This window comes from Microbacterium sp. NPDC090014 (genome assembly GCF_044748285.1).
In the GTDB taxonomy this organism is placed as follows: Bacteria; Actinomycetota; Actinomycetes; order Actinomycetales; family Microbacteriaceae; genus Microbacterium.
This window is the reverse complement of record NZ_JBIVFS010000001.1, coordinates 713930-738862: the sequence shown is the minus strand read 5'-3', so window position 1 is coordinate 738862 and position 24933 is coordinate 713930. Positions and strand designations below refer to the sequence as shown.

General features: G+C 68.4%; 25 protein-coding genes. 7 read left to right on the top strand and 18 right to left on the bottom strand.

Going from position 1 to position 24933, the window contains the following annotated elements:
• Positions 1-37 precede the first annotated feature (37 nt).
• Entirely contained in the window at positions 38-964 is a 927-nt protein-coding gene (locus tag ACIPV5_RS03590) for a LysR family transcriptional regulator (protein WP_400339796.1), read from the top strand.
• Positions 965-1118: 154 nt separating this feature from the next.
• On the opposite strand, the gene ACIPV5_RS03585 is transcribed toward ACIPV5_RS03590, so the two are convergent.
• The 4 genes from ACIPV5_RS03585 to ACIPV5_RS03570 form a co-directional block, all read right to left on the bottom strand.
• Positions 1119-1988 (bottom strand): nitrilase-related carbon-nitrogen hydrolase, encoded by an 870-nt coding sequence (locus ACIPV5_RS03585; protein WP_400339794.1) that lies wholly within the window; start codon positions 1986-1988, stop codon positions 1119-1121.
• The gene (locus tag ACIPV5_RS03580) at positions 1981-3150 is read right to left on the bottom strand and encodes a hypothetical protein (RefSeq protein WP_320489564.1); all 1170 of its coding nucleotides are present in this window, start codon (positions 3148-3150) and stop codon (positions 1981-1983) included. The genes ACIPV5_RS03585 and ACIPV5_RS03580 overlap by 8 nt, the downstream gene beginning before the upstream one ends.
• A 30-nt stretch (positions 3151-3180) precedes the next feature.
• On the bottom strand, positions 3181-4161 hold the full coding sequence (locus ACIPV5_RS03575; RefSeq protein WP_053098470.1) for an ester cyclase: 981 nt from the start codon (positions 4159-4161) through the stop codon (positions 3181-3183).
• 134 nt (positions 4162-4295) lie between these two features.
• Positions 4296-5297 carry a LacI family DNA-binding transcriptional regulator gene (locus ACIPV5_RS03570; RefSeq protein WP_400339791.1) on the bottom strand — a complete coding sequence of 334 codons (1002 nt, stop codon included), beginning with the start codon at positions 5295-5297 and terminating at the stop codon, positions 4296-4298.
• 99 nt (positions 5298-5396) lie between these two features.
• Between ACIPV5_RS03570 and hisD the strand changes: the two genes are divergently transcribed.
• Genes hisD through ACIPV5_RS03555 form a run of 3 tightly spaced genes read left to right on the top strand, consistent with a single transcriptional unit; the run spans position 5397 to position 8223 of the window.
• On the top strand, positions 5397-6728 hold the full coding sequence (hisD, locus tag ACIPV5_RS03565; RefSeq protein WP_400339788.1) for a histidinol dehydrogenase: 1332 nt from the start codon (positions 5397-5399) through the stop codon (positions 6726-6728).
• Complete coding sequence (locus tag ACIPV5_RS03560; protein WP_056276223.1) at positions 6725-7483, top strand: SDR family NAD(P)-dependent oxidoreductase; 759 nt, start codon at positions 6725-6727, stop codon at positions 7481-7483. Before hisD ends, ACIPV5_RS03560 begins: the two co-directional genes overlap by 4 nt.
• Positions 7480-8223 carry an HpcH/HpaI aldolase/citrate lyase family protein gene (locus ACIPV5_RS03555; RefSeq protein ID WP_400339784.1) on the top strand — a complete coding sequence of 248 codons (744 nt, stop codon included), beginning with the start codon at positions 7480-7482 and terminating at the stop codon, positions 8221-8223. The genes ACIPV5_RS03560 and ACIPV5_RS03555 overlap by 4 nt, the downstream gene beginning before the upstream one ends.
• A 166-nt stretch (positions 8224-8389) precedes the next feature.
• Here the strand turns inward: ACIPV5_RS03555 and ACIPV5_RS03550 are convergent, their stop codons facing one another.
• From ACIPV5_RS03550 to ACIPV5_RS03515, 8 genes are all read right to left on the bottom strand, one after another.
• Positions 8390-9103, bottom strand: coding sequence for an alpha/beta fold hydrolase (locus tag ACIPV5_RS03550; RefSeq protein ID WP_400339781.1), 714 nt, complete (start codon positions 9101-9103; stop codon positions 8390-8392).
• A gap of 1 nt (position 9104) precedes the next feature.
• Positions 9105-9998, bottom strand: coding sequence for a carbohydrate ABC transporter permease (locus ACIPV5_RS03545; protein ID WP_056276215.1), 894 nt, complete (start codon positions 9996-9998; stop codon positions 9105-9107).
• Positions 9995-10867 carry a carbohydrate ABC transporter permease gene (locus tag ACIPV5_RS03540; RefSeq protein ID WP_056276212.1) on the bottom strand — a complete coding sequence of 291 codons (873 nt, stop codon included), beginning with the start codon at positions 10865-10867 and terminating at the stop codon, positions 9995-9997. Before ACIPV5_RS03540 ends, ACIPV5_RS03545 begins: the two co-directional genes overlap by 4 nt.
• A gap of 72 nt (positions 10868-10939) precedes the next feature.
• A complete protein-coding gene (locus ACIPV5_RS03535; protein ID WP_053098462.1) occupies positions 10940-12247 on the bottom strand; it encodes an ABC transporter substrate-binding protein in 1308 nt (435 codons plus the stop codon).
• Between the two features lie 153 nt (positions 12248-12400).
• Positions 12401-13624, bottom strand: a complete 1224-nt coding sequence (locus ACIPV5_RS03530; protein ID WP_072590531.1) for an MFS transporter — start codon at positions 13622-13624, stop codon at positions 12401-12403.
• Between the two features lie 85 nt (positions 13625-13709).
• Positions 13710-14000 carry a hypothetical protein gene (locus tag ACIPV5_RS03525; protein ID WP_400339775.1) on the bottom strand — a complete coding sequence of 97 codons (291 nt, stop codon included), beginning with the start codon at positions 13998-14000 and terminating at the stop codon, positions 13710-13712.
• Positions 14001-14003: 3 nt separating this feature from the next.
• Positions 14004-14333, bottom strand: a complete 330-nt coding sequence (locus ACIPV5_RS03520; RefSeq protein ID WP_285363716.1) for a hypothetical protein — start codon at positions 14331-14333, stop codon at positions 14004-14006.
• 72 nt (positions 14334-14405) lie between these two features.
• Positions 14406-14855, bottom strand: coding sequence for a MarR family winged helix-turn-helix transcriptional regulator (locus tag ACIPV5_RS03515; protein WP_056276197.1), 450 nt, complete (start codon positions 14853-14855; stop codon positions 14406-14408).
• A 123-nt stretch (positions 14856-14978) separates the two neighbouring features.
• Between ACIPV5_RS03515 and ACIPV5_RS03510 the strand changes: the two genes are divergently transcribed.
• Both ACIPV5_RS03510 and ACIPV5_RS03505 read left to right on the top strand, forming a co-directional pair.
• On the top strand, positions 14979-15230 hold the full coding sequence (locus tag ACIPV5_RS03510) for a hypothetical protein (protein ID WP_053098457.1): 252 nt from the start codon (positions 14979-14981) through the stop codon (positions 15228-15230).
• Positions 15230-15787 carry a MarR family winged helix-turn-helix transcriptional regulator gene (locus ACIPV5_RS03505; RefSeq protein ID WP_053098456.1) on the top strand — a complete coding sequence of 186 codons (558 nt, stop codon included), beginning with the start codon at positions 15230-15232 and terminating at the stop codon, positions 15785-15787. The genes ACIPV5_RS03510 and ACIPV5_RS03505 overlap by 1 nt, the downstream gene beginning before the upstream one ends.
• 15 nt (positions 15788-15802) lie before the next feature.
• On the opposite strand, the gene ACIPV5_RS03500 is transcribed toward ACIPV5_RS03505, so the two are convergent.
• The 3 genes from ACIPV5_RS03500 to ACIPV5_RS03490 all read right to left on the bottom strand — a co-directional run bounded on the left by ACIPV5_RS03500 (position 15803) and on the right by ACIPV5_RS03490 (position 17955).
• Positions 15803-17380, bottom strand: coding sequence for an MFS transporter (locus ACIPV5_RS03500; RefSeq protein ID WP_400339770.1), 1578 nt, complete (start codon positions 17378-17380; stop codon positions 15803-15805).
• Positions 17381-17476: 96 nt separating this feature from the next.
• On the bottom strand, positions 17477-17650 hold the full coding sequence (locus ACIPV5_RS03495) for a CsbD family protein (protein WP_072590528.1): 174 nt from the start codon (positions 17648-17650) through the stop codon (positions 17477-17479).
• 56 nt (positions 17651-17706) lie between these two features.
• Positions 17707-17955: a hypothetical protein gene (locus ACIPV5_RS03490; protein ID WP_400339767.1), complete on the bottom strand. Its 249-nt coding sequence runs from the start codon at positions 17953-17955 to the stop codon at positions 17707-17709.
• Between the two features lie 91 nt (positions 17956-18046).
• Between ACIPV5_RS03490 and ACIPV5_RS03485 the strand changes: the two genes are divergently transcribed.
• Positions 18047-19711, top strand: a complete 1665-nt coding sequence (locus ACIPV5_RS03485; protein ID WP_400339765.1) for an SDR family oxidoreductase — start codon at positions 18047-18049, stop codon at positions 19709-19711.
• Between the two features lie 547 nt (positions 19712-20258).
• Here ACIPV5_RS03485 and ACIPV5_RS03480 read toward each other — a convergent pair.
• The 3 genes from ACIPV5_RS03480 to ACIPV5_RS03470 all read right to left on the bottom strand — a co-directional run bounded on the left by ACIPV5_RS03480 (position 20259) and on the right by ACIPV5_RS03470 (position 24831).
• Positions 20259-22352, bottom strand: a complete 2094-nt coding sequence (locus tag ACIPV5_RS03480; protein WP_400339763.1) for a BCCT family transporter — start codon at positions 22350-22352, stop codon at positions 20259-20261.
• 178 nt (positions 22353-22530) lie between these two features.
• A complete protein-coding gene (locus ACIPV5_RS03475) occupies positions 22531-24219 on the bottom strand; it encodes an AarF/ABC1/UbiB kinase family protein (protein ID WP_053098453.1) in 1689 nt (562 codons plus the stop codon).
• A 24-nt stretch (positions 24220-24243) separates the two neighbouring features.
• Positions 24244-24831 (bottom strand): PadR family transcriptional regulator, encoded by a 588-nt coding sequence (locus ACIPV5_RS03470; protein WP_053098452.1) that lies wholly within the window; start codon positions 24829-24831, stop codon positions 24244-24246.
• Positions 24832-24933 lie beyond the last annotated feature (102 nt).

The following is a 24933-nucleotide window of genomic DNA, read 5'->3' as shown; positions in this document are numbered from 1 at the left end:
GATGATCCTGCACGATCCATCGGGTTTACCATTGGGTGTGACCATCACCCAGCTCACCGCCTTCCTCGCCGCACTCGACGACGGATCCTTCACGGCGGCGGCGAAGACCCTCGGGATGACGCAGGCCTCGGTCTCGGAGCTGGTCGCACGCCTCGAACGGGAACTCGGCGTCACGCTGTTCGCCCGAGGCAGCAGACGCCTCGTCCCGACGGCCGCGGCGCTCGAACTGCGGCCGCACGCCGCGCAGGCGGTCAGCGCGGTGCAGAACGGCATCGACACGATCCAGGCGCTGGCCTCGCTCGAGCGGGGCACGTGCACCTTCGGCGTGCTGCGCAACGCGGCCTATTACGCGCTCGCCGATCTGGCCGAGACATTCCACCACCGGCATCCCAATGTGCGGTTGCGCCTGGTCGGCATCAACTCGGCGCAGGTCGCCCGGTCGATCGCGGCGGGCGAACTCGAGGCCGGACTGCTCGTGCTGCCGGTCGATGAAGACGGCCTCGAGGTGCGCCCGCTCTTTCGCGACGAGGTGCTCTACGCCTCGGCCACGCGGACACCGGAAGCCGGCCCGGTCACGATCGAGGAGGCCGCCGACGCCAAGCTCGTGCTCTACGACGCCTTCGCCGGGTGGGACGACCCGACCCGACGCCAGCTGCTCGAACGCGCACGGCTGCGGGGCCTGACCATCGAGCCGGCGGTCGAGGTCGAGCACGTCGAGACGGCCCTCAGCCTGGTCGCCGCAGGCACGGCCGACACGATCGTGTCACGTTCGATCGCCGAGTCCGACGCCTTCCCCTCCGGCATCCGCACATTCCCCTTCGCCGAGCCGATGCACGACACGATCGCCCTGGTGCAGCGAGCGGGCGTGCTGCTCTCACCCGCGACGCAAAAGCTCGCCGAGCTCGCCGAGCGGATGCTGCGCGAACGCCTGCCGGAGCATCAGGGTCGCACGGCACTGAGCTGAGGCCGACTCCGGGTGGGCGGGCGGCGCCACCTCGCCACCCCACCGCGCGCCGTTTGCAGGACGAGAGCACGGATGCAGGACCAGATCGGCGATCCCGCCCCGCATCCGTGCTCAAGTCCTGCATCCGGCACAGGGCCGGGCTTCACATACCCACTCAGTACAGGTCGGCGCGCCGATCGGCGAACAGGTCGTTGTGCGGCGGCAGCGCCTTGCCGCGGGCGGCGTCGAGCGACAGCACGGCCGTCGCCCCCATAACTGCGCGGAACGCGACGATCCAGCCCTGCTCGTCGATGATCGCCGTGCCGTCGGTCCAGTCGACGCCGCGCTCGGACCCCCATCGATCGGCGATCACGACGGGCAGTCGCGACGACCGCGCCGACGCCATCGCCTGGATCAGCTCGGGTGCATGTTCGCCGTCCGGCCGGGGCACGAGCGGCCAGTTGACCGGCAGCGCGAGCACATCCGCGCCCGCGAGCGCGAGACGGCGCGGCACCTCAGGGAACTCGTTGTCGTAGCAGAGCGCCACGCCGAGACGACCGAACGGGGCGTCCACGACGAGTCCGGCCTCGGACCCGCTGTCGAAGACGAGCTTCTCGGCACCCCACAGATGCGACTTGCGGTAGTCGGCCAGGCGCGCGTCGCGAGTGAGCACGGCGGCGGTGTTGAAGAGCCGCTCCCCGTCTGCTTCGGCGTATCCGACCACGACGACGGCATCCGCGGGGATCGCCTCCTGCAGCGTCGACCACCGCGGGTCGTCGGCGGTGAGAGCGGCGCTGTGCGCCTCCTCGCGGTCCGCGAACACGTAGCCGCTGGTCGCGAGTTCCGGCAGCACGATCAGCTGCGCCTGCCGACGAGCAGCGGCAGAGATCGCCGAGCGGATGCGGTCGAGATTGCCGTCGACGTCGCCGAGCACGATCTCGGGCGACAGCGCCGCGACGCGCAGCTCAGCGGCATCCGATCCCGTCACGGACGCGCCGGGGCGCGAGAGGGCAGTACCCCCTCGCGCCCCGTCGTTCTCAGTCATCTTCCGTGGCGGTGACCATCACTCCCAGCGGGGCCAGGTAGCCGTTGGGATCGATGGTCCAGTCGGCGGCGGCCGCCGCTTCGACGACCTCCGGAGCCCACTCGAGGTACACGCGGTCGTCGCCGCCGTTGATCACGAGCACCGTGCCGGTGCCGGACTCGTCGCCCTCGACGCAGACGTACGAGCGCCAGCTGCCCTCCGGAACCGAGAAGGTGTCTCCGGCGCCCAGCGTGACGGCGGTCGACGGGTCGCCGTTGAGGGTGACCTCCCAGCGGCCGGTCTTGAACAGCAGCGCCTGCGTCTTGTCGTGACGGTGGCGCAGCACGCCCTGACCCGCTTCGGCCCGCACCCACGCGAGGTTGAACGAGTGGGGTTCCGTGACGTTCGGCACCTGGCGACGGTTCTCGCTCATGCCGTATCCGATGGCGGTGGCGAGCTCGACGTGCCCGCCGTCGACCGCCGCGCACAGCAGCGCCGCCGACGAGTACTTGCGGTCGCCGGGCTGGATGACCCGCGCGCGCATGTCCTCGACCGTGTAGGTCGTGAGCTCGTCGATGTAGTGCTGCTTCATCGGGGTGATCAGCGGCACATCGTCGGGCAGCACGTCACCGGCGACCGTGTCGATGAGCTTGTTGTCGGCCGTGAGGTGAAGGCCGTAGGACTCCGCCTCGCGCAGCACCGACGGACCCCAGATGATGCCGCCGTTGTCGTCGCGGCCGAGCACCGTGTAGAGGATGCCGTCATCCGGCCCCTCGTTCGTGAACCCGCGGAAGATCCACGTGGGGATCGTCACGATGTCTCCGTCGTGACTGATGTATTCGCCCTGCTTGCCGTCGACACCCCAGCGGAGGCGGAACTCGCCGCCGAGGTTGATGAAGACCTCCGCAGTGAAGTGCAGATGCAGGTTGTTCGAGATGCCGTTCGGCATCCCCGCTGCTCCGGTGTTGAAGCCGTGATTCACCTCGAGGTTCACGTACTGGCTCGCGTTCTGCGAGACGCCGGCGCCGATGAAGGAGTAGTTCTCCTTGCGGTCGGATCCCGGAGTGCGGCAGTCGATGAAAGCGGAGTTGCACGGCACCCAGTCGGTGCGGCGGATGGTGCGGCGTGCGATCTCGTCCGCGGGGACGATGACGTCGACCTGGTCGACGATGGCGTTGCTCATTTCTTCTTCTCCTTGTCGATCAGTCGATGATCAGTAGATGTTGCTGAAGGCTGCCGGCTCGTCGCCGCGGGTACCCGCGATCTGGGCGCGCAGAGCGATGTCGTCCCACAGGCGCACCTCCTTGACGAGGGCTCCCTGGTGGAAGGTGAACTGCGAGATGCCGAGCACGTCGACGGGCTTGCCGGTGAGGCTGCCGTAGTTCGGGGCTCCGTTGTAATCGCCGACGAACTTCCAGGTGACCGCGACGCGCAGTCCCGCATAGCGGACGTCGTAGTTGGTCTGGATGTCACGGATCTCGAACTGCCCGGCGGGGAACGACTCGAGGAATCGCAGCAGTGCGCGGCGGTAGCCCTCGGGCCGGATGACGACGCGGTTGCCGACCGTGAGCAGCACGAGGTCGCGGTGGAAGAACTTCTCGACCTTCTGCAGGTCGCGGTCGTTCCACACTGTCTGGATCATGTCGATAACGGTCTCGACCTCGGAGCGGTGGTCGTCGGGACGCACGCCCGAGTCGCCCTTCGCAATCGGATCGGCGGGCGCCGGCTCGGTCCACGACCCCGTGTAGCCGCGGAAGGCCTGGGCGCGGGCGAGCTCGTCGAGGTCGTCGCCGCGTTCGAGTGCGCCGGCGAGCGAGTCGCGCACGACCCACTCCTCGACCATGCGGCCCTTGCGGTACAGGCAGTTCGCGATGGTGCGGCTGTGCGAGGAGGTCTGCAGGTGCCCCGACAGCACGAGGTGCGAGCTGAGGAACGCATCGTCGCCGCGAGCCTCCCAGATCACGTCTTCGGCCTGGCCGGTGCGATCGGGTGTCGCCGAGATGCGCATGAGCGTTCCTTCGATGACCTCCTGTCGCGTCGTCGAGGTGCCGTAGGCGCCGTGCACGATCGAGTCGGGCTCGTAGTTGTCGCGGATGAAGCTGATCGACCGATCGACCCAGATCAGATCGGTGACCTCACGGATGAAGTCGTCGGGGTCTTGGTAGGGCAGATAGGCAACCGGGTCGAGAGACACGCGTTTCACTCCTTCGAGATGCGAAGCTGCGGTTCATCGGTGATCGCTGGCTTCTTCCTCGTCAGTGTATGCGTATGCACAAAACAACGCAAGAGACGATCCTGCGCACACGGTGATCATCGCCGAGAGGCGGGTCAGTCGGCGCGTGCGGCCGCGAGAGTGCGCCTCGGCACGAAGACGGACTCGAAGCGCGTCTTCTCGAGCTCGGCGCTCGGATCCTCGATGCGGCGCACGATGAGGTCGGCGGCCGTGCGCGCCATGCCGGCGATGTCGTAGCCGATCGTGGCGAGGTCGATGATCGGCCAGGCCGCTTCGGGAAGGTCGTCGAAACCGAGGATCGAGAGGTCGTCAGGCACCCGCAGACCGGCGCGGTGCGCGGCATTGAGCGCACCGTATGCCACCACATCGTTGCCGCAGAACAGCAGGGTCGGGCGCTCCGGCCCTTCGAGGAGCTCGGATGCCGCAGCCTCGCCCTCGGCGGCTCCGTACGGCACCCGGCGCACGTGACTCTCGGGCAGCGTCACACCCTCGGCGACGAGCGCCTCCCGCAGAGCGGCCTCGCGGCTCTGCGCCGTGCTCGTGTTGCTCGGTCCGAGCACCGCGCCGACCCTGGCGTGCCCGAGTGCGACAGCACGCCGAACCGCCTCGCGATAGCCGGGAGCCGGGTCGACGACCGTGGCGTCCGCCTCGACGAACGAGCCGGTGCGGTTGAAGTACACGAAGGGCAGCCCGCGATCCTTGAGGCGCAGCGGCGCGACGGAGTCCACGGTGGTGGTCGCGAGGATCACGCCGTCGAGGCCGTTGGCCAGCAGTCGCTCGACGATGGTGTCGTTGTCGGCCGACTCGGTGTGCAGCATCAGCTGATACCCGAGCGTCTCGAGCTCGCGGTGCACCGGGGCGATGATGTGCGAGTAGAACTGGTTGTCGAGATCGGTCAGCAGCAGGCCGATGCGCCGCGTGCGCCCGGACGACAGGGCACGCCCCGCCTCGCTCGGCACGTAGCCCAGCAGCTGGGCCGCCTCGCGCACCCGGAGCTTCGTCGCCTCGGACACCCGCGCGTCGTCGCGCAGTGCCCGAGACACCGTCGGCTGCGAGACTCCCGCCAAGCGGGCCACATCACGACTCGTGACGACCATTTGGCGCCTCCCCCTCGATCTCAGGATTCTACCGCCCTTGACGCCCGAATGCATACGCGGTCATAATCAGCACATACGTATGCAACGGAAGGAAGGGCCATGCCCCTGCATCTCAAGACCGCGCCGACGAAGACGTTCGCGGACACCGCTCAGCAGGACGTCGCCGAGCGGGTGAGGGGAATCATCGGCGACATCCGCGAGAACGGCGATGTCGCCGTGCGGCGGTACGCCGAGCAGTTCGACAACTGGAGTCGCGACTCGTATCGGCTCTCCGATGACGAGATCACCGAGATCATCGGCACGCTCGACGCCCAGGTGATCACCGACATCGAGTTCGTGCAGAGCCAGGTGCGCCGCTTCGCTCAGGCCCAGCGCGACTCGCTGGTCGACATCGAGGTCGAGACGCTGCCCGGGGTGTTCCTCGGACAGAAGCATGTTCCGGTTCAGGCGGCCGGTGCGTACATCCCGGGAGGGAAGTACCCGCTGACGGCATCCGCGCACATGACGATCATCACCGCCAAGGTCGCCGGCGTGCCCCGCGTCGTCGCGTGCACTCCGCCCATCCGCGGCGAGATCCCCGCCGCGACCGTGGCCGCGATGAAGATGGCCGGCGCCGACGAGATCTACATCCTCGGCGGAGTGCAGGCGGTGGCGGCGATGGCCGTGGGCACCGACTCGATCGAACCGGTCAACATGATCGCCGGCCCCGGCAACGCCTACGTCGCCGAGGCCAAGCGCCAGCTGTTCGGCGAGGTCGGCATCGACCTCTTCGCCGGCCCGACCGAGATCCTCATCGTCGCCGACGAGCACGCCGATCGCTTCTTCACCGCCGTCGACCTGCTCTCGCAGGCAGAGCACGGCCCCGACTCCCCCGCCGTGCTCGTCACGACCTCGCAGGCGCTGGCGGAGGAGGTCATGGACTGGATCGAGAAGATCCTGCCCGGCATGCCCACTCGCGACTACGCCGGCCCGGCCTGGCGCGACTGGGGACAGGTGATCGTCGCGGACGACCTCGACGAGGCCTATCGGATCGCCGACGACTTCGCCTTCGAGCACGTGCAGATCTTCACGCAGAACCCGCGCGAGGCACTGACGCGGATGCACGACTACGGCGCGCTGTTCCTCGGCGAGAACACCTGCGTCTCCTACGGCGACAAGGTGATCGGCACCAACCACGTGCTGCCGACGCTCGGCGCCGCGAGGTACACCGGCGGACTCTGGGTGGGCAAGTACCTGCGCACGGTGACCTATCAGGAGATCCAGAACACCGAGTCGTCGGCCGAGCTCGGAGCCGTGTGCGGCCGCGCTGCACGGGTCGAGCTCTTCGAAGGTCATGCCCGCTCGGGCGATGCCCGCGCCTGGAGGCACGCCGGCACGGAGTTCGCCTGGATCGACGAGAGTCACGCGGCGGTCGGCGCGGAGTCGCGATGACCGACCTCGCCGGTCGCACGGCCGTGGTCACCGGCGGCGGCAGCGGACTCGGGGCGGCCATCGCCCGGTCCCTGCACGCCGCCGGTGCGCACGTGGTCGTGGTCGGGAGGGACGCCGAGAAGCTCGACCGCGTCGTCGCCGACCTCGGTTCACGGACACGCGGAATGACCTGCGACGTGTCGGATCCGGCATCCGTCGACAGGCTGCGGGAGCAGCTGGCGGACACCGAGGTGTCGATCCTGGTGAACAACGCCGGCATCCCGGGTCCGGTCGCAGCGCTCACCGACATCGAGGTCGACGACTGGGACGAGGTCTTCGCCGTGAACGTGCGCGGCACGTTCCTGCTCTGCAAGGCATTCCTGCCCGGCATGGTCGAACGCGGCGACGGCGACGTCATCAACGTGGCCTCCGTCTCGGGCAAGCGTCCGCTCGCGCACCGCACGCCGTACTGCGCGTCGAAGATGGCCGTGATCGGGCTCACCTCGACGCTCGCGTTCGAGGTCGGACCGGCAGGTGTGCGGGTGAACTCGCTGTCGCCGGGCCCGGTGCAGGGACCGCGCATGGAGCGCAACTTCCGCCTCGAGGCCGCGAGATCGGGCACGAGCATCGACGACGCCGAGCAGGCGTTCGTCTCGCGCGCGGCGCTCGGACGCATGGTCACCGAAGAAGAGGTGGGCGCAGCGGTCATCGCGATGCTCGGGATGCCGGGCATGTGCGGTGCCGACATCGATCTCTCAGCAGGAATGGTCGCATGATGCGGTCGCTGCGAGCCCGAGCGCTCGCCGGCGAGAAGCTGATCGGGGCACTGCTCCGGATGCCGTCGGAAGAGCTGGTCGAGATGCTCGCCGTCGCCGAGTTCGACTTCGTGCTGATCGACTGCGAGCACGGCCCCGCCGACGTCGTCGCGCTGCGGCAGCACATCGCGCTGGCCCAGGTGCACGGCGTGCCGGTGATCGTGCGCGTCGGCGAGGGCGACCGCGGCCAGATCCTGCGGGTGCTCGACCAGGGAGCCCAGGGCATCCTCGCCCCTCACCTCGACACGACAGCGGATGCCGAGGCGCTGGTCTCTGCGGCGATGTACCCGCCGGTCGGGTTGCGCGGATTCGCGACCTACAGCCGGGCCGGACGCTTCGGTCTCGTCGACCCCTCAGAGCACCGCGACTGGTGGCTCGAGAACACTCTCGTGCTCGGGATGATCGAATCGCCCGGCGGGGTCGCAGACGTCGAGGGCATCGCCGCGGTGCCACGGCTCGACGGCATCATGGTCGGCCCCGCCGACCTCGCGGCGTCGAGTGGACCGGATGATCGACCGGTGCCCGAGGCGATCGCTGTGGTGCATTCGGCGCTGGCCAGGGTCGGTTCACTGCGCATGGACATCGTCGGCACGAGGGATGCGGCGAGCGCGGCCTTCGCCGACGGAGCCGACCTCGTCGTCTACAACCTCGCGTCCTCTCTCATGGCGCATCTGCGCGGCCTCGCGGCGCCCGAGCGCTGAGCGCACGCCGCATCCCGCGCCGCCCGCGCCCCCGCGCCCCGCCACCCACCGTCGATCCGGAGGAGATCTGCGATACGGAGGTCACCTCCCCCGCCTCCACCCTCCGAATTGCGGATCCCCTCCCGACTGCCGCAGCACCACAAGCCGAGGCGCAGCGAACCCGAGGTCAGACGACGATGCCGGCCAGTCGCTGCTGCGACATCCATGACCGGACGAGACGCCCGAACTCACGCGGCCGCTCGAGTGGCAGCAGGTGGCCGGCATCCAGGGTGACGAGACGGGCGTCAGGCATCGCCGACACGATCTCGGTGTGGAAGTGCGGCGGACAGATGGCGTCGTCGAGCCCCGAGACGACGAGGGTCGGCATCGACAATCCGGTGATCCGCGAGAGCAGGTCGGTGCGCGTGAGCTGCATCCGCAGTTGAGCGCGCAGCCGGTCGGCACCGGTCTCCTCCCCCATGCGCAGAGTCCGCTCCACGAGCTCGGGCCGCTCTCGCACGAGAGCCTCCCCGAGCAGAGGAATGAGGATGCCGTCCTGCAGCGCGCGCGGCTCGACGCCCTCGTCGAGTGCCGTGAGCCACCCGCCCCATCCGGAACGCTGCGCGTCGGTCGGCGCCTTGGCATTGGTCGACACGAGGCAGAGGCCGGCCACCCTCTGAGGCGCGGCGAGGGCGAGAGCCATGCCGACGATGCCCCCGAGCGAGTGGCCGACGAGCACGAAGGTCTCGGGCAGATCCCGGAGCAGCGCCGCCACCTGCTCGTCGATCGAGGGACGATCCAGCACCGGCCGGACCGCCCCCTCGAACCGCGCATCCGTCCACAGGTCGGCCGTGCAGTTCATGCCCGCGAGGAGCACGAGCGGCGGCACCGCGGCAGCCACCTCAGCCCTTCACGGCACCGTCGCTGAGACCCGCGACGAGATACTTCTGCGCGATGAAGGCGATCACGAACACCGGGATCGTCAACAGCATCGACGCCGCTCCCGCCTGCTGCAGCATCGGCAGGGTCTGCCCGAGCTGCGTGGCGATGAACACGGGCACCGTCTTCGACGAGGTGTCGGTGAGCACGAGCGCGGTGAGGTACTCCTGGAAGGCGAACAGGAACACGAAGATGCCGGCGGTCAGGATCCCCGGCCCCATCAGCGGGATCATGACCCTGCGCAGCATCCCGATCCTGGTGCAGCCGTCGATCATGGCCGCCTCGTCGAGCTCCTTCGGAATCTCGGCGAAGAAGTTGCGCAGCAGCCAGATCGTGAACGGCTGGTTGATCGCGACGAGGGCGATCGCGAGCGCGAACGTGGTGTCGTAGATGCCGAGCGCGCGGCTGATGTCGTACATCGGCAGCACCACCGCGAAGCGGGGCAGCGCACGGAAGATCAGTGCGAGCACGAGCAGCAGCGCCGAGACGTAGCTGGGGAACCGCGACAGCGCATAGGCCGCCGGGATGCCGATCGCCAGCGCGATCACGGTGGACACGACCGCCACGACCACGGTGTTCACGAGGTAGTCGGCGAAGTACGTGGTCTGCCACAGATCGACGAACGCCTGCAGGGTCGGCTGGTAGTCCCAGAGCACCGGCGGGTTGGCGAAGGCGACGTCGGTGGGCTTGGTCACCGACAGCGTCATCCAGATGAAGGGGCTCAGCATCACGATGCAGAGGATGCCGAGCAGCAGCCCCGTGATCACCGGCGGGCGGTTGGGGCCGCGGCGACGGCGCTTCGGCACGCCCTTCGTGACGATGGCCCTCGTCGAGAGTTCTGCGGAGGTGAGACTCATCGTTCGGCCTTCGCTTCCTTGAAGATGCCCCGGATGAACGGGATCAGCATGATGAGGATCAGGAGGATGGTGAGCACGTTGATCGCGCTGCCGAGACCGAGGTTCTCGGCGCCATCGGCGAATGCCACGGAGTAGACGTAGAGCATGATCGATTCGTTGCCGATGTTCTGCGCCTGCGGCGACAGCGGGATCAGGTTGTCGAACATGCGCAGCACATCCATGATCGTGATCAGTGTCACGAATCCGAGCACTCCGCGGATGGTCGGGATGATCACGTTGAGGTGCGTCTGGAAGCCGTTGGCGCCATCGATCTTCGCCGCCTCCTTCAGCTCGTTCGGCACGCCCTGGAGTCCGGCCAGGATGATCAGCATCGCGAACGGGAGCATGTGCCAGACAGTGTTGGCGATCACGAGGATCGCGTTGGGCACCTGGTCGGTGAACCAGAGCACCTGCGACCCGCCGAAGAAGCCGATCAGGCGGTTCACCACGCCGCCGAAGTTGTCGTCGAAGAGCCACGAGAAGGCGACGGCGCCGACGAGGTTCGGCAGCACGTACGAGACGAGCATGATGCCGAGCACGAGCGGACGCGACGTGGTGATGCGGTTGATGCCGGTGGCGATGATGTACCCGAAGACGAGCAGGATCGCCGTGGTGACGATCGTGACGGCGACCGTGAACATCACCGCCTTGTGGAAACGGGGGTCCGTCAGCGCGTCGGTGAAGTTCTCCAACCCGATGAAGGTGCCTGGTGTGCCGTAGCGGACCTGCTCGAAGCTCCACTGCACCGTGCGCACCAGCGGCAGCACGAGCAGTGCACCCATCACCAGCAGGCTCGGAGCGAAGAGCAGCCAGAATTCGCGTGCCTTCATGTGCGTCCTCCCTTGGACGGACTGTGGCCTGAACTCACGCTCAGGCCACAGTCATGGACGGTCGGATCGGGGTCAGCCGGCGATCTTCTCGCCGGCGGCCTGCATCTGGGCGAGCCCGTCGTCGACGGACACCTGGCCGTTGAGGATCGAGACCAGGATCGGCCGGATCTCGTTGGTGATGTCGGCGATGACCGGCGACACGATCGGCGGCATGGCGCTCGCGATCGAGTCGTTGGCGGCGGCACCGTACGGGGAGTTCTCCTCCGTCACCATGCCCTCGCGGGCCGGGTAGGCGGCGGGGACGGATGCCGTGGACGCGTCCTCGCTGACGGCGGACGCCATCATCTGGAAGAGCATGTCGTGGTCGAGCTTGGTGTTGAAGGGGATCGACCAGCCGTCGATCGAGAGGCGGTTGTAGGAGTACTCGGCGTCGTCGGAGACCTTGGGCGCACCGGCGAATCCGAAGGAGTCGGACAGCTTGGAGTTCGCGGGCAGGGTCAGGTCGAACATGCGACCGGAGAACATGATCGACATGGCCGCCGTGCCGTTGAACATCTGCTGCTGCACCTTGGGCTGGTCGAAGGTCGTGACCTGCGGGTCCATGTAGGGCTTGAGTGCGAGCATCGCCTCGACGGCCTGCTTCGCCTCGGGTCCGTCGAGCGTGACCTCGCCGTCTGCGGTGACGAAGTCGGCGCCGAGGGAGTTCATCGCCCCTTCGAAGCCGGTCGTCACGTCGGCCGTGGCGAGCCAGGGCAGCGCGATCGGGTAGTCCATGAGGCCCTCGGCCTTGATCGCCTCGGCCGCGGCGATCATCTCGTCGAAGGTGGTCGGCACGTCGAGGCCGAGGTCTTCGAAGATGTCGGTGCGGTAGGCCATGACGAACATCTGCGCCTGCATCGGGATGGCGTAGATGTCGCCGTCGTAGGACATGCCCTCGACCATCGACTCGCTGATCTCGCCGAGCCCGTAGTCCTCGCCATACTTGTCCCAGAGGTCGTTCAGCGGAACGAGCTTCTCCTCTTCGCCGAAGCCGGGGATGACGAATCCGTAGGTCTCGATGATGTCGTAGGTGCCCGTGTCGCCGGCCAGGGTGGCCGTGGTCTTGGTCACCTGCCCGCCGAAGTCGATCGGATCGTGCTTCAGCGTCACGTCATCGGTCGAACAGCTCTTGACCATGGTGTCGGTGAAGGGGTCGATGGCGGAGGAATTGTAGGCGAGGACGTTGACCGTGGTCTTGCCCTCGGGAGCCGTGTAGTCGCACGACACCGTTGTCGCGTTCTCATTGTCGGTTCGGGTCCCGGCGCCGCAGCTGGAGAGGGCGATCATGCCCACTGCTGCGAGGGCGAGTACCGGCAGTGCTCGATGCTTGATGTGTCCCATGACGCTGATGGTATACGTATGCAATCGACTTAGGGAAGCCTATGTTCCCGGAAACTTTCAGGATTGAATACGTATACTGCGAAAACCCGCGATACGGGAGGACGAACACCCTTTCGCATCACTCTCACGGCCCTCCGTGGCCGACCCGAACTGCTACTCCCGAACCCTGCGCTTCTCGAGCACTCCGGCGAGAAGCACCGCGACCAGAGCCGCAGCCGGGGCCACGATCAACCCGGCCCGCAGGCTCTCGGTGTCGGCGATGAACCCGACGATCGGCGGTGAGAGCAGGAAGCCGAGACGCAGCAGCCACGACACGACCGTGAGCCCCACTCCCGGTCGCAGGCCGGGCAGTTCGTCCGCCGCATGCATGGCGGCCGGGATGAGCGTCGCGATGCCGAAGCCGACGGCGGCGAATCCGGCGATGGTTCCCGGCACGCTCGGGAAGATGAGCGCGAGTGTCATGCCCGCCGCGGCGATCAGTCCTCCGACGCGGGCCACCGCGCGCTGCCCGAACCGGTCGGTCATGCCGTCGCCCAGCATCCGGCCGATGAACTGTGCGCCGACGAGCGCGATGAATCCGAGCGGTGCGATGGCGGCCGCGGCGCCGAGCGATTCACTCAGATAGAGAGTCGCCCACGAGTTGCCGGCGTCTTCGGCCACGGCACCGGCCATCGCGATGAGCGTGAGCGCGATGATGATCATCACGGTGCGAGGGCTGACTCCGCGGCGCACGGCGCCGCCCAGCTCGACCGGCTCGGCCGTCGCCTCCGCATCCGCCTCCTCATCGCGTCCGGGCAGGCAGAACCAGAGCGCGGTGAAGGCGACGGCCGCGAACACCGCGGTCGAGATGCCGAGATGCACGCCGAGCGGCAGCTGCAGGGCGATCGCGGCAGCGGCCATGCCTCCGCCGAGAACCGCGCCGATCGACCAGATGGCGTGGAAGGAGTTGATGATCGAGCGGCCGTATCGCCGCTGCACGCGCAGACCGTGCGCGTTCTGCGCGACGTCGGTGATCGCGTCGGATGCCCCGCCGAGCAGAAGGGCGACGGCGAAGAGGATGCCGGAGGGCGCCAGTGCGGCGGCGAGCAGACCGAGTCCCGTGGCGATCGTGCCGAACACGGCGATCCGCGCCGAGCCGAATCGACGGATCAGCACGGCGGCGAGAAGACCCGCGGCGATCGCGCCGGCAGGGAAGGCCGCGATCGCGAGGCCGTACCCGGCGTTGTCGAGCCCCAGAGCAGCCTTGATCTCGGGGTAGCGGGGCAGGATGTTGGCGAACAGTGCGCCGTTCGTGAGGAACAGCGCCGAGACCGCGATGCGCGCTCGGCGCGACGCCTGGTCGACAGCAGGCCGTCGAATCGATTCGATCGAAGTCATAGCAATGACCGTACACGTCGAGGGACGTCGTCGAAAATCGCCTTTCGCATCGCGTATGCCACCCGTGCGGCGATCGCGATCAGCCTCAGTGGAGCAGCGGTTCGCCCTGTGCGAGCTCTTCGTCGATCACGGATGCCGCAGCGACCGCAGCCTTGGCGGCATCCAGGTCGTCGAACTGGCCGATGAAGTCGGACTGCGCTCCGAAAGCCCGAAAGCCCTCACGCGGTGTCCCCGTGATCGATCCGAGGAACTGGCGCCGGTCATTGCCGACGTGGAAGCCGGGATCGACCTCGACCCACAGCCCTCGCGTCCGCGAGGCGCCTCGCACCCGCGCGCTCGCCGCCGCCTTCGCGGCATTTTTGATTCGTACGGACATGGCTCACGCAGTCATCGCGTGCAGCACACGCGACCCCGTGAGCGCCGGAGCGAACTCAGCCCGAGTGAGGTCGAGCCCGCCGGCCGAGTTCGCCGCGTTCATCATCGAGACCACCAGCGAGCGGTCGATGCTCGGCTCCTCGTCCATGGCGAACCGGAGGGGGATGGAGGCGTGCACCCAGAGCGTCTCGATGGCGCCGTCGCCGATCGAGAGGGTCAGGGGGAAGGACTCGTTGCGCCGCAGCTTGGTCACGATCACCAGCCGCAGGTGGGTCAGCAGCTCGTCGTCGATCTCGATCGGTGCGGCGGTGCTTCCGTAGGTCAGGTAACCCATGTTCTCTCCCTCACGCTCAGACTGGCTTGAGAAATAGATTACTAGGTTACCTAGCTAAATCCCAGTCAGACGTCAGGGAAGGTCGCCGATCTCTTCCGTCAAGCGGTGCAGGAACCGTGAGATCGCATCGGTCTGCTCGGGCGTGAACTCGTCGGCGAGGGCGGCGATACGCTGCGTGAGCTCGTCGCCGGGCGAGTGGAGATCGCGCAGAGAGGGTCGCAGAACCTTCGATCGCGCGTCAGCCGGATGCGGGGCGACGACGATCTGGCCGCGCTCCTGCAGACGGCGCAGCAGGCTCGTGATCGCGGCCGTGCTCACGTTCAGGTGCGCAGCGAGTCCTCCCGGGGTCGCGGGAGCATCCGCCGGCGCCTCCGTGATGTACCTCATGGCCTCACGATCGGTGTCATTGGGCGCGCGCAGCGCGGCGAGACGACGGCCCAGCTGCGCCTCGGCGCGACGGAGTTCGTCGACCCGAGCGACGAGATCGGTCGACGTCGTTCTGATGTCGGTCCTGCTGGCCATGTGTCACCCCCTGACCCCTCCATGCTACTCGAAAGACAGGTAACGAGGTGGCCTAGCGAATTCCAATGCCACCAGGGACTCTGATCGGGTGCGAAGATAGAACACGGGCAGGAAAGGGACGTCATGGTCGAGCGATTCACACTCGGGGATGCGGGGTACATCATGTACGCCGACATGCTCGATCGCCTGCGAGCGCGGTTCCCGTCGGTTCCCGCCTGGCGGCTCGACCAGATCGTGGCCGCCGAGCACGACGCCATCACGGGCGGACTGCTGCGGATCGTCCCTGCCGAGGTCGAAGCCGGCGCGATCGAGATGCTCGCGCGCGAGCATGGAGAGAACGAGGGATCCCTGAGCGATGACGGCGAGGTGGCGTGATGGAGCGCTCTGAAGAATTCGGCCGATCGGGGTACTGGTACCCCGACTCCGACAGCGCGAGCACGGTCGACGTGCTCAACATGCTCCGCCGCTACCGCTCGGCCGAGACCGCCATGCGAGCCCGCACCAGGGCGTCGATGGGCATGAACGAGACCGACCTGGTCGCGCTGCGGTTCCTGCTGCGCGAGCAGCGGGCCGGCCGCATCGTGCGCCCGATCGACATCGCCCGCATGCTCGACATCTCCACGGCATCGACGACGACCCTCATCGACCGTCTCGAGAAGGGCGGGCACGCGAAGCGCGAGCCGCACCCGACCGATCGCCGCGCCGGGGTCGTCGTGCCCACCGTCAGCAGCGACGACGAGGTGCGCGAGACCCTCGGCGCGATGCACCGGCGGATGCTGTCGCTCGTCGACGAGATGAGCGACCGCGAGCGTGGCATCGTGACGCGATTCCTCGCCGGCATGACCTCGGCCATCGAAGAGGCGTCGGATCTCGATCAGGAGCTGCGCGACGTCATCCGCTCGCACGAGGAGTCCGAGCCCTCCGGCGAGTGATCCCTCCGCCGCGGGTCAGGCCTTCTCGACCTGATCCTCGACCCGAGCGCCGGCTTCTCCGTCGTCGTCCACGGCGTTCTCGAGGCGTTCGGGGAACAGCTCGTCGAGGTCGAGGTCGGGGTTCTCCTCCTGCGTCTCGACCAGTTCCACGGCCTCCTCGATCGTCTGCACGCTCGGCATCGCACCCGGCAGCGGCCTGCGCGCCGACTCCTTGAGCACCACCACGGCGATGAAGCCGGCGATCGAGGTGCCGATCACGTAGAACGCCGGAGCCAGCGACGATCCGGTCATCTGCACGAGCGCCTCCATCACGACCGGAGCCGTGCCCGCGAACAGGGCGACGGCGAGGTTGTACGAGATGCCCATGCCGCCGTAGCGCGACGACGTCGGGAAGAGCGCGGGCAGAGACGAGGCGAGGTTGGCCACATAGAAGGTCACGGGGAAGGCGAGCAGCACCAGGCCTAGAAGCGTCGACCAGATCTCCCCGTACATCATGAACAGGAACGACGGCACGGCCAGCACGATCGCCGAGATCGAGCCGATGAACAGCACCTTGCGGCGTCCGATGCGGTCGGAGAGCTTTCCGGTGAGCGGGATGCAGAGCGCCATCGCCACGAGCACGGGAAGGGTCAGCAGAGTGCCGTGCACCTCGTCGTAGCCCAGGGTTCCGGTGAGGTACGTGGGCATGTAGGAGGTGAGGGCGTAGCCCACGGTGTTGGCGGCGGCGACGAGCACGAAGGCCGTCAGCAGTTCGCGCCAGTATGCGCGGATCAGTGCGAGCACGCCCTTGGGCGCATCCGCCGACGCCTGTGCGTCGTCGGCCGCGCGCTTCGCCGAGTCCTGTGCCTCCTGGAATGCCGGGGTGTCCTCGATCTTCAGCCGGAAGTAGATCGCGATCAGTCCGAGCGGAAGCGCGACGAGGAACGGGATGCGCCAGGCGAAGCCCTGCATGACCTCGGCCGACAGCGTCAGCTGCAGGATCGAGACGAAGGCGGCGCCGATGGCGAAGCCCATGTACGAGCCGAGGTCGAGCAGGGAGGCATAGAAGCCGCGGCGCCGGTCGGGCGCGTACTCGGTGATGAAGGTCGTGGCGCCCGCGTACTCGCCGCCGGTCGAGAAGCCCTGTGCGAGCTTGAGCACGATCAGCAGGATCGGCGCCCAGACGCCGATGACCGAGAAGTCGGGGAGCACGCCGATGAGGAACGTGGCCGCGGCCATCATGATCAGCGTGAAGGCCAGCACGCGCTGACGGCCGAGTCGATCGCCGAGCTGGCCGAGCACGATGCCGCCGAGCGGACGGGCGACGAAGGTGACCGCGAAGACGCCGAGCGAGAAGAGCGACTGCGCCCCGGCGGATGCGTCCGGCAGGAACGCCCGCCCGATGATCACCGCGAGATAGCCGTAGACGCCGATGTCGTACCACTCCATGAGATTGCCGACCACGGTACCGGCGACCGCGCGGCGGAGCATCGGGCGGTCGACGACGGTGACGTCCTCGACCGTGAGCCGACGAGGCTCTGCCGCGGCGGGACGCAGCCGTCGCAGCAGGCGCTGCCACAGGTTCGGCGTGTCATTCTTCAGGCGGTCGGACATGCTGTCTCACTCTCTCGCCGCACGACCATTGCAGGTCGGGCCGCACAGAAGGCGGGGAGGTGGCTCGCGCCACCTCCCCGCCGTTGCTCACCGGTGTCAGTTGTTGAACGCGTCCTTCACGTTCTCTCCGGCCTTCTTGACGTCGGCCTTCGCCTGGTCGGCGCGGCCCTCCGCCTCGAGCTTCTCGTTGTCGGTCACCTTGCCGACGGCCTCCTTCGCCTTGCCGGCGAGGTCCTGAGCGGTGTTCTTGATCTTGTCATCGAGTCCCATGGGGGCTCCTCTCTCTTATCAGCGGTGGTCTGTGGTCGAGCGCCCGCGCCGTGCGGTCACAGGGGGATGTCGAGGGCGGATGCCGCCAGCGGCAGAGCGCCGGCGGCGATGACCGCGATGAGGCCGACGACTCCGGCGGACTTCCAGAACGGCGTGCGCGATGCGGGGAGCGGGACGCTGCGGAGCCCGGTGGAGCGGCCGACAGCAGCACGTGCCGACAGCGGGGCGACGTCGACAGGACCGTTCGGCAGGATTCGCCGAGACCGGAGCTCACGACGGGTGGGGTACTGCGTGGCTGTCGACATGTGATCACCTTCCTCCGTCAAAAGATTACTAGATGAACTAGTCAATCGCCAGCCTAGTGAAATTTCCGGTCATCACGCCTACGCTCGACACATGACCGAGCTCACCCAGCCCACCGGACACGAAGAGGCCCTGCGCGCCCTCCCCCGCGAAGACGGATCGGCGCCTCGCGCGCTGGTGCTCGGCGCCACGGGATACATCGGCGGGCGGCTGACGCCTCGTCTGCTGAACGCCGGATACCGGGTGCGCGCACTGGCCCGGGACGCCGCGCGCGCGGCATCCTTCCCCTGGGGTGCCGACTGCGAGATCGTCGAGGGCTCTGCTGACGACGCGGACGCCGTGGCCGAGGCCATGCGCGATGTCGACGTGGTCTACTACCTGATCCACTCGATGACGGCGGGCAAGGGGTTCGAGGAGAGCGACGAACGAGCGGCCACCACGGTGGCGGATGCCGCGGCGAAGGCCGGCGTGCGCCGCATCGTGTATCTCGGCGGACTGCATCCCGACGATGTGAAGCTCTCGCCTCATCTGCGCTCCCGGGTGCGGGTGGGCGAGATCTTCCTCGAGTCGGGCGTTCCGACGCTCGTGCTGCAGGCGGGCGTCGTGATCGGCTCCGGTTCCGCGTCGTTCGAGATGATCCGGCACCTGACCGATGTGCTGCCGTACATGCCGGCGCCGAAATGGGTGCGCAACCGCATCCAGCCGATCGCGGTGCGCGACGTGCTGCACTACCTGCTGGGCGCCGCGCGCGTCGATGACAGCGTCAACCGCGCCGCCGACATCGGCGGACCCGACGTGTTGCGCTACGGCCAGATGATGAACGGCTATGCGCTCGAGGCGGGTCTGCGCCAGCGCGCGATCGCTGCCCTGCCGGTGCTCACTCCGGGACTCGCATCGCACTGGGTGAACCTGGTGACCCCGGTTCCGCGATCGATCGCGCGCCCGCTCGTCGCGTCACTGCAGAACGAGTGCATCGTGAAGGACCGCGCGATCGATGACCTCATCCCCCGCCCGGACGGCGGGCTGACCCCGTACCGCACCGCCGTGTCGATGGCGCTCGGCCGTCTCGACGCCGACACCATCGAGACGAGCTGGCAGGATGCCGAGGTCTCGGGCGCCCCGAGCGACCCGCTGCCCAGCGACCCGGACTGGGCGGGACGCACCGTCTTCACCGACACCCGCAAGCTGAAGACGTCGGCCCCGGTCGACGGACTGTGGCGGGTGATCATCGGCATCGGCGGGTCGAACGGCTGGTACTCGTCGAAGTTCCTCTGGGCGGTGCGCGGCTGGATGGACCGGCTCGTCGGCGGAGTCGGGCTCCGCCGCGGACGCCGCAGCAAGGCCGAGGCGCGGGTCGGTGATGCGATCGACTTCTGGCGCGTCGAAGCCGTCGAGGAGCCGGGCCGCAAGACCGACTCGTCGCCCGCGAGCGGCGGACTGCTGCGGTTGCGCGCCGAGATGAAGGTGCCGGGCGAGGCCTGGCTCGAGCTGCGCGCACTGCCCGACGGCGACGGATCCCGCTACGAGCAGCGGGCGGTCTTCTTCCCCCGCGGGCTCGCGGGACGGCTGTACTGGCTGGCCGTGCTGCCGTTCCACGGCTTCATCTTCGCGGGCATGGCGGCGAAGATCACCGCCGCGGCATCCGTCCCCGTCGAGACGGTCGCGCCCGGTGCGGGCGAGGCGGGTGCGGGCGAGGCGGGTGTCGGCGAGGCGGGTGTCGGCGAGGCGGCCCCGAGCGAGACGGCCCCCGTCGCCTGAGCCTCTGGGCCCACGCGCGAGGTGTATGCGGGGCCACTTCGACACCGGGACTCACGTGCGGGGCCACTTTCGCAGCGGAAACGGCCGATTCGGATGCGCTACTGACCCCGCACCGCGATGGAACCCGCGGGTAGGGGCAACCTCACTCCCCCAGCCCGCGTGGCGGGGCCACTTTGGCACCGGGATCCACCCGCGAGGTGCGTGCGGGGCCACTTCGGCATCGCGACTCACGTGCGGGGCCACTTTCGCAGCGGAAACGGCCGATTCGGATGCGTTACTGACCCCGCACCACGGTGCAACCCGCGGGTAGGGGCAACCTCACGCCCCACCCACATGGCGGGGCCACTTCGGCACCGGGACTCACGTGCGGGGTGCGTGCGGGGCCACTTCGGCACCGGGACTCACGTGCGGGGTGCGTGCGGGGCCACTTCGACACCGGGGCTCACGTGCGGGGCCACTTTCGCAGCGGAAACGGCCGATTCGGATGCGTTACTGACCCCGCACCGGGCCGGGGGCGGCGCGGGCGGGGTCAACAATGCGACTGACGTCAGGAAGGACGCTCGGCGAGGCCCGCAGGGTCGCCCCCGTCATCCGACCCGGCGTCCGCAGCCGCACCCGCACTCGCATCGCCGGCCGCACTCGCATCGCCGGCCGCACTCGCGTCGCCGGTCGCACTCGCATCTCCGGCCGGACTCGCATCGCCGGCATCGGCGCCGGCATCCGCTGCGCCACCACCGGCATCCGGGATGATGTCGATCGCCTCGGTCGCGGTCGCGTAGACCTCGGCGAGGCTGTCGTCGACGTCGGCCTCATCGATCCAGGCGAGGTCGTCTTCGGAGTGGTCGTACTCGACGGGCACGAGCGCGAAGTCGTCGCCGTACTCCTCGAGTCCGGCCATGACGCTGTGGCGCACGGCCATGCGGGCATAGCGCTCGCGCAGGATCATGGGGTCGCGTCGCAGATCCTTCATGAACGCGACCATCATGAAGGCCATGATCACCGCGAACGGCAGCGCCGCGATGATCGTGACGTTCTGCAGCGACTTCAGGCCGCTGCCCTCTTCGCCGGTGACGAGCAGCACCGCCGCGATCACTCCGACCAGGACTCCCCAGACCACGGCGACCCAGCGCGACGGCTCGGGACGGCCCTGCTGCGAGAGCGTGCCCATGACGAGCGAGGCCGAATCGGCGCCGGTGATGAAGAAGATCGAGATCAGCAGGATGAGCACGATGCTGGTGATCAGCGGGAACGGCAGGTTCTCGAGCACGCCGAAGAGCACCTCTTCGGGCGGGTCGACGGTCAGTCCTGCGCCGTTCATCTGCTGCTGGATCGCCGTGGTTCCGAAGATCGCGAACCAGATGAGCGAGATGGCGGCCGGAACCAGGATGACGACGGAGACGAACTGGCGCAGCGTGCGGCCCCGCGAGATCTTGGCGATGAACATGCCCACGAACGGCGACCAGGAGATCCACCATGCCCAGTAGAAGATCGTCCAGCTCGACAGGAACATCTGCGCCTCATCGCCCTGCGACGCCGACCGCGCGACCATCTCGGGCAGGTCACCGAGGAACTGCACGGCGACCGAGGGGATGACGTTGAGGATCAGCAGCGTCGGTCCGACGAAGAAGACGAAGAATGCGAGCAGCAGCGCGACGACCGCGTTGATGTTCGACAGCGCGCGGATGCCCTTCGAGACGCCCGAGACCGCCGAGGCGATGAAGCAGGCGGTGAGCACGGCGATGGCCGCGATGAGCACGCCGTTGCCGAGTTCGCCGATGCCGCTGACGATCTCGACGCCGTGGCCGATCTGCAGGGCTCCCAGGCCGAGCGACGCGGCGGTGCCGAAGAGGGTCACGATGATCGAGAAGATGTCAATCGTGCGACCGAGGGGTCCGGTGGTGCGGCCCTCGCCGAGCAGCGGCGCGAAGATCGACGAGATCAGGGGCGTGCGGCCACGACGGAACGCGCCGTACGCGATCGCGCCGCCGACCAGCGCGTAGAAGGCCCACGCCTGCGGGCCCCAGTGGTAGAGCACCTGCGCCTGCGCCGTGTGCATGGCCTCGAGGGTGTTCGCCTCGACCGTTCCGGGCGGCGGGTTCTCGAAGAAGGTGAGCGGCTCGGCGGCGCCCCAGAAGACGAGACCGATGCCCATTCCGGCGGCGAAGAGCATCGAGATCCACGAGAACATCGAGAACTCGGGCTCTTCGTCGTCGCGGCCCAGGGGAATGCGTCCGTAGCGGCTGAAGCCGACGAAGAGCATGAAGACCAGGATGACGGTGGCGATCGTGGTGAAGAAGAAGCCGAAGTACTCGACGACCCACCCGAGCACGGTCGAGGTCGTGCCCGAGAGGTTGTCACCCGCGAACACGCCCCACGCGATGAACGCGAGGGTCAGCGCGACGGCGATGCCGAAGACGAGCGGATCGGTGCGGTAGGTGCGTCCGGTCTCTTCGACCGAGACGCCGGGCACGAGCGCCGGGTGCACGCCGCGCGGCGGAACCGCGGCGATGTCGCGCACGATCTTCTGCGCGGCCTCGGTGGCCTTCGCGGCCTGCCTGATCGCGGCGGTGGAGGTCTTCGGAGGGTCGTTCCTCGTGGGCGTCTTCTCGTCCGGAGTGTCCATGAGAACCCATTCTCCCATGCCGGCATTCTGCGACCTGGACGGAAAGGCCAGATGAACGGGTCGATCCGCGGCGCTCCGGGGCCCTACACGCCGGGCGGATGCCGGATGCTCCGGGTTCTCCGGGCGCGTCAGCGCGAGCACCAGAACGCGTTCAGCGCGAGCACCAGGGCGCATCAGCGCGAGCACTCCGGGCGCATCAGCGCGAGCGACGACCGCCGAACACCGAGTGCAGCAGGGGCAGCGCCGAGACGCAGATGAGGGTGATGCCGAGCGGCGGCAGCGGCGTGACGAGCAGCGCGCCTCCGACGAGCATCGCGGCGAACAGCACGCCCGATCCGATGCGGCGGGCGATGCCCTCGAGCCGGTCGAGGCGGCGCTCGAGGGCCGAGGTGTCGAAGGTGACGTTGCCGTCGTCGACGCGGGTGATGATCGCGTCGATCCGCTTCGGCAGGCGGTAGGTGACGGCAGCGGTCTCCATGGCCTGCTGCGCCATGTCCTGCATGAGGTTGCCCGACTCGTCGCGCAGCAGGCGGCCGGCGTAGGGCTCGGCGGCGTCCCACACGTTGAACGACGGATCGAGGCTCGAGCACATGCCCGAGGTCAGCGACACCGCACGGATGAGCAGCAGCATGTTCTCGGGCAGCTGGAGCGGAAGCGAACGCACCATGTCGCCGAACTCGTCGGCGAAGTCGGTGAACTCCCGAGGGTCGACCTTGCTGAGCTCGGCGAAGCCCATGCCGCCGAAGCGGGCGAACAGCGCGCGGAGCGCCCGTTCGAGCTCGGCGGTGTCGGCGGAGGGCAGCAGCACGCCGATCTCCTGGGCCGCTGTGACCAGGCCTCGACTGTCGCGACCGGCGACCGCGATCAGCAGGGTGCGCAGACCGTCGCGGAGGTTGTCGGGCACCTCGGCCATCATCCCGAAGTCGATGAAGGTGAGGCGGAAGTTGCGCCCGGTCGTCGAGTCGGCCTCGGGTGTCACGAAGATGTTGCCCGGGTGCGGGTCGGCGTGCACGAAGCTGTGCGTGAACACCTGGTCGAACATGACCTCGGCGAACACGTCGGCGACCTCTGCCGGATCGATGCCGGCTGCCCGCAGAGCATCCGTGTCGTTGATCTTGATCGCGGTGACGTCCGAGAGCGTGAGCACGCGCCGGGTCGACCGCTCCCAGACGATCTCGGGGGCGCTGACGCGCGGGTCGCCGGCGAAGTTCTCACGGAAGCGCTCGGCGCTGGCGGCCTCGTGCAGGTAGTCGATCTCCTCGAGGCTGGTCTGCGCGAACTCCTCGACGAGGCCGGGAGCGTCGACCCGATCGGCGACCAGTCGCACGCGCATCGCCCAGCGGGCGACGCGGCGGAGTGCCGCGAGGTCGACCGCGACGATCTCGTCGATGCCGGGGCGCTGCACCTTGACGACGACGTCGCCGAGACCGGTGTCGACGGCATCCTGTGCGGAGAGGCGGGCCCGGTGCGCCTGGCCGAGGGATGCCGCAGCCACCGGCGTCTCATCGAACCAGGCGTAGGCCTCCGCGAGCGGACGGCCGAGTTCGGCCTCGGCGGCCGCACGGATGTCGGCGAACGGCACGGCCGGGACCTCGTCCTGCAGTCCCTCGAGCTCCTTCGTGATCTCGGGCGGCAGCACGTCGAGGCGCGACGACATGAACTGCCCGACCTTGATCATGAGGCCGCCGAGTTCGACCGCGAGCACGTGGAACCGCTTCGCGAAGCGCTGCATGCGCGGCGCCCGGGTGCGCTCGGCGATCGAGCTCATGCCGAAGCGCGGCAGCACGAGCTCGAACCACCAGACCTTGAGGAACTCGCGCGCCGCGAACGACAGGATGCGGCGGTACCGGGCACGATGGGCGCCCTGCGCCGCAGCATCCGTCATGTGTCGTCCCTGTGTCGTGTGCGATCAGTCCTGAGCGAGGATCGAGTACAGCCTACGGCGGGCCTCGTCGAGGATCTCGACCGCCTGCTGCACCTGCTCGGTGCTGCCGCTGCGACCGACGGCCGCGGCTGCCGCCGCGAGGTCGACGCCCGCCTTGGGCAGTGCGCTGTAGCGGGGGTTGTCGTGCGAGCCCTCGCTCTTCGACTGCGACTCCCACGGGGCGGGGGTCTCGGTGTGCTCGGCGGCGACGGCGCGGCCGGCCTCGGTGAGCGAGTAGGTCTTGCGACCGTTCTGCTCCTGAGCCTCGATCAGGCCCTCGTCGGCCAGCAGCTGCAGGGTGGGGTAGACCGAGCCTGCGCTCGGCTTCCACGATCCGCCGCTGCGATCGGCGATCTCGTTGATGATCTGGTAGCCGTGCATCGGCTTCTCGGTGAGCAGCGACAGCACCGCAGTGCGGACGTCGCCCTTCGCCATGCGCGAGCCGCCGCTGGGGCGCTGCTCGAAGGACTTGCGGAGCTGCTCCATGGCATCGAAGATCGCGGATGCGGGTCCGCCCTGGCCCGAGCCGAAGCCGGATCCGCCGAACGGGTTCGAGGGGAATGCGTTGTTCATGATGACCTCCCGGAAGTGGTGAGCGATAGTCAACGATATATCGTTAAGGCTGAGTGTGGGGTGGGAGTCTCGGCCCGGAAGGTGAACTTCGGCGGATGTGTC

Bases quoted from the DNA above. Each gene is read 5' to 3' on its own strand.
- ACIPV5_RS03585 (WP_400339794.1), bottom strand. From the start codon at position 1,988: ATGACTGAGAACGACGGGGCGCGAGGGGGTACTGCCCTCTCGCGCCCC.
- ACIPV5_RS03580 (WP_320489564.1), bottom strand. From the start codon at position 3,150: ATGAGCAACGCCATCGTCGACCAGGTCGACGTCATCGTCCCCGCGGAC.
- ACIPV5_RS03570 (WP_400339791.1), bottom strand. From the start codon at position 5,297: ATGGTCGTCACGAGTCGTGATGTGGCCCGCTTGGCGGGAGTCTCGCAG.
- hisD (WP_400339788.1), top strand. From the start codon at position 5,397: ATGCCCCTGCATCTCAAGACCGCGCCGACGAAGACGTTCGCGGACACC.
- ACIPV5_RS03560 (WP_056276223.1), top strand. From the start codon at position 6,725: ATGACCGACCTCGCCGGTCGCACGGCCGTGGTCACCGGCGGCGGCAGC.
- ACIPV5_RS03555 (WP_400339784.1), top strand. From the start codon at position 7,480: ATGATGCGGTCGCTGCGAGCCCGAGCGCTCGCCGGCGAGAAGCTGATC.
- ACIPV5_RS03545 (WP_056276215.1), bottom strand. From the start codon at position 9,998: ATGAGTCTCACCTCCGCAGAACTCTCGACGAGGGCCATCGTCACGAAG.
- ACIPV5_RS03540 (WP_056276212.1), bottom strand. From the start codon at position 10,867: ATGAAGGCACGCGAATTCTGGCTGCTCTTCGCTCCGAGCCTGCTGGTG.
- ACIPV5_RS03535 (WP_053098462.1), bottom strand. From the start codon at position 12,247: ATGGGACACATCAAGCATCGAGCACTGCCGGTACTCGCCCTCGCAGCA.
- ACIPV5_RS03530 (WP_072590531.1), bottom strand. From the start codon at position 13,624: ATGACTTCGATCGAATCGATTCGACGGCCTGCTGTCGACCAGGCGTCG.
- ACIPV5_RS03525 (WP_400339775.1), bottom strand. From the start codon at position 14,000: ATGTCCGTACGAATCAAAAATGCCGCGAAGGCGGCGGCGAGCGCGCGG.
- ACIPV5_RS03520 (WP_285363716.1), bottom strand. From the start codon at position 14,333: ATGGGTTACCTGACCTACGGAAGCACCGCCGCACCGATCGAGATCGAC.
- ACIPV5_RS03515 (WP_056276197.1), bottom strand. From the start codon at position 14,855: ATGGCCAGCAGGACCGACATCAGAACGACGTCGACCGATCTCGTCGCT.
- ACIPV5_RS03510 (WP_053098457.1), top strand. From the start codon at position 14,979: ATGGTCGAGCGATTCACACTCGGGGATGCGGGGTACATCATGTACGCC.
- ACIPV5_RS03505 (WP_053098456.1), top strand. From the start codon at position 15,230: ATGGAGCGCTCTGAAGAATTCGGCCGATCGGGGTACTGGTACCCCGAC.
- ACIPV5_RS03500 (WP_400339770.1), bottom strand. From the start codon at position 17,380: ATGTCCGACCGCCTGAAGAATGACACGCCGAACCTGTGGCAGCGCCTG.
- ACIPV5_RS03495 (WP_072590528.1), bottom strand. From the start codon at position 17,650: ATGGGACTCGATGACAAGATCAAGAACACCGCTCAGGACCTCGCCGGC.
- ACIPV5_RS03490 (WP_400339767.1), bottom strand. From the start codon at position 17,955: ATGTCGACAGCCACGCAGTACCCCACCCGTCGTGAGCTCCGGTCTCGG.
- ACIPV5_RS03485 (WP_400339765.1), top strand. From the start codon at position 18,047: ATGACCGAGCTCACCCAGCCCACCGGACACGAAGAGGCCCTGCGCGCC.
- ACIPV5_RS03480 (WP_400339763.1), bottom strand. From the start codon at position 22,352: ATGGGAGAATGGGTTCTCATGGACACTCCGGACGAGAAGACGCCCACG.
- ACIPV5_RS03475 (WP_053098453.1), bottom strand. From the start codon at position 24,219: ATGACGGATGCTGCGGCGCAGGGCGCCCATCGTGCCCGGTACCGCCGC.
- ACIPV5_RS03470 (WP_053098452.1), bottom strand. From the start codon at position 24,831: ATGAACAACGCATTCCCCTCGAACCCGTTCGGCGGATCCGGCTTCGGC.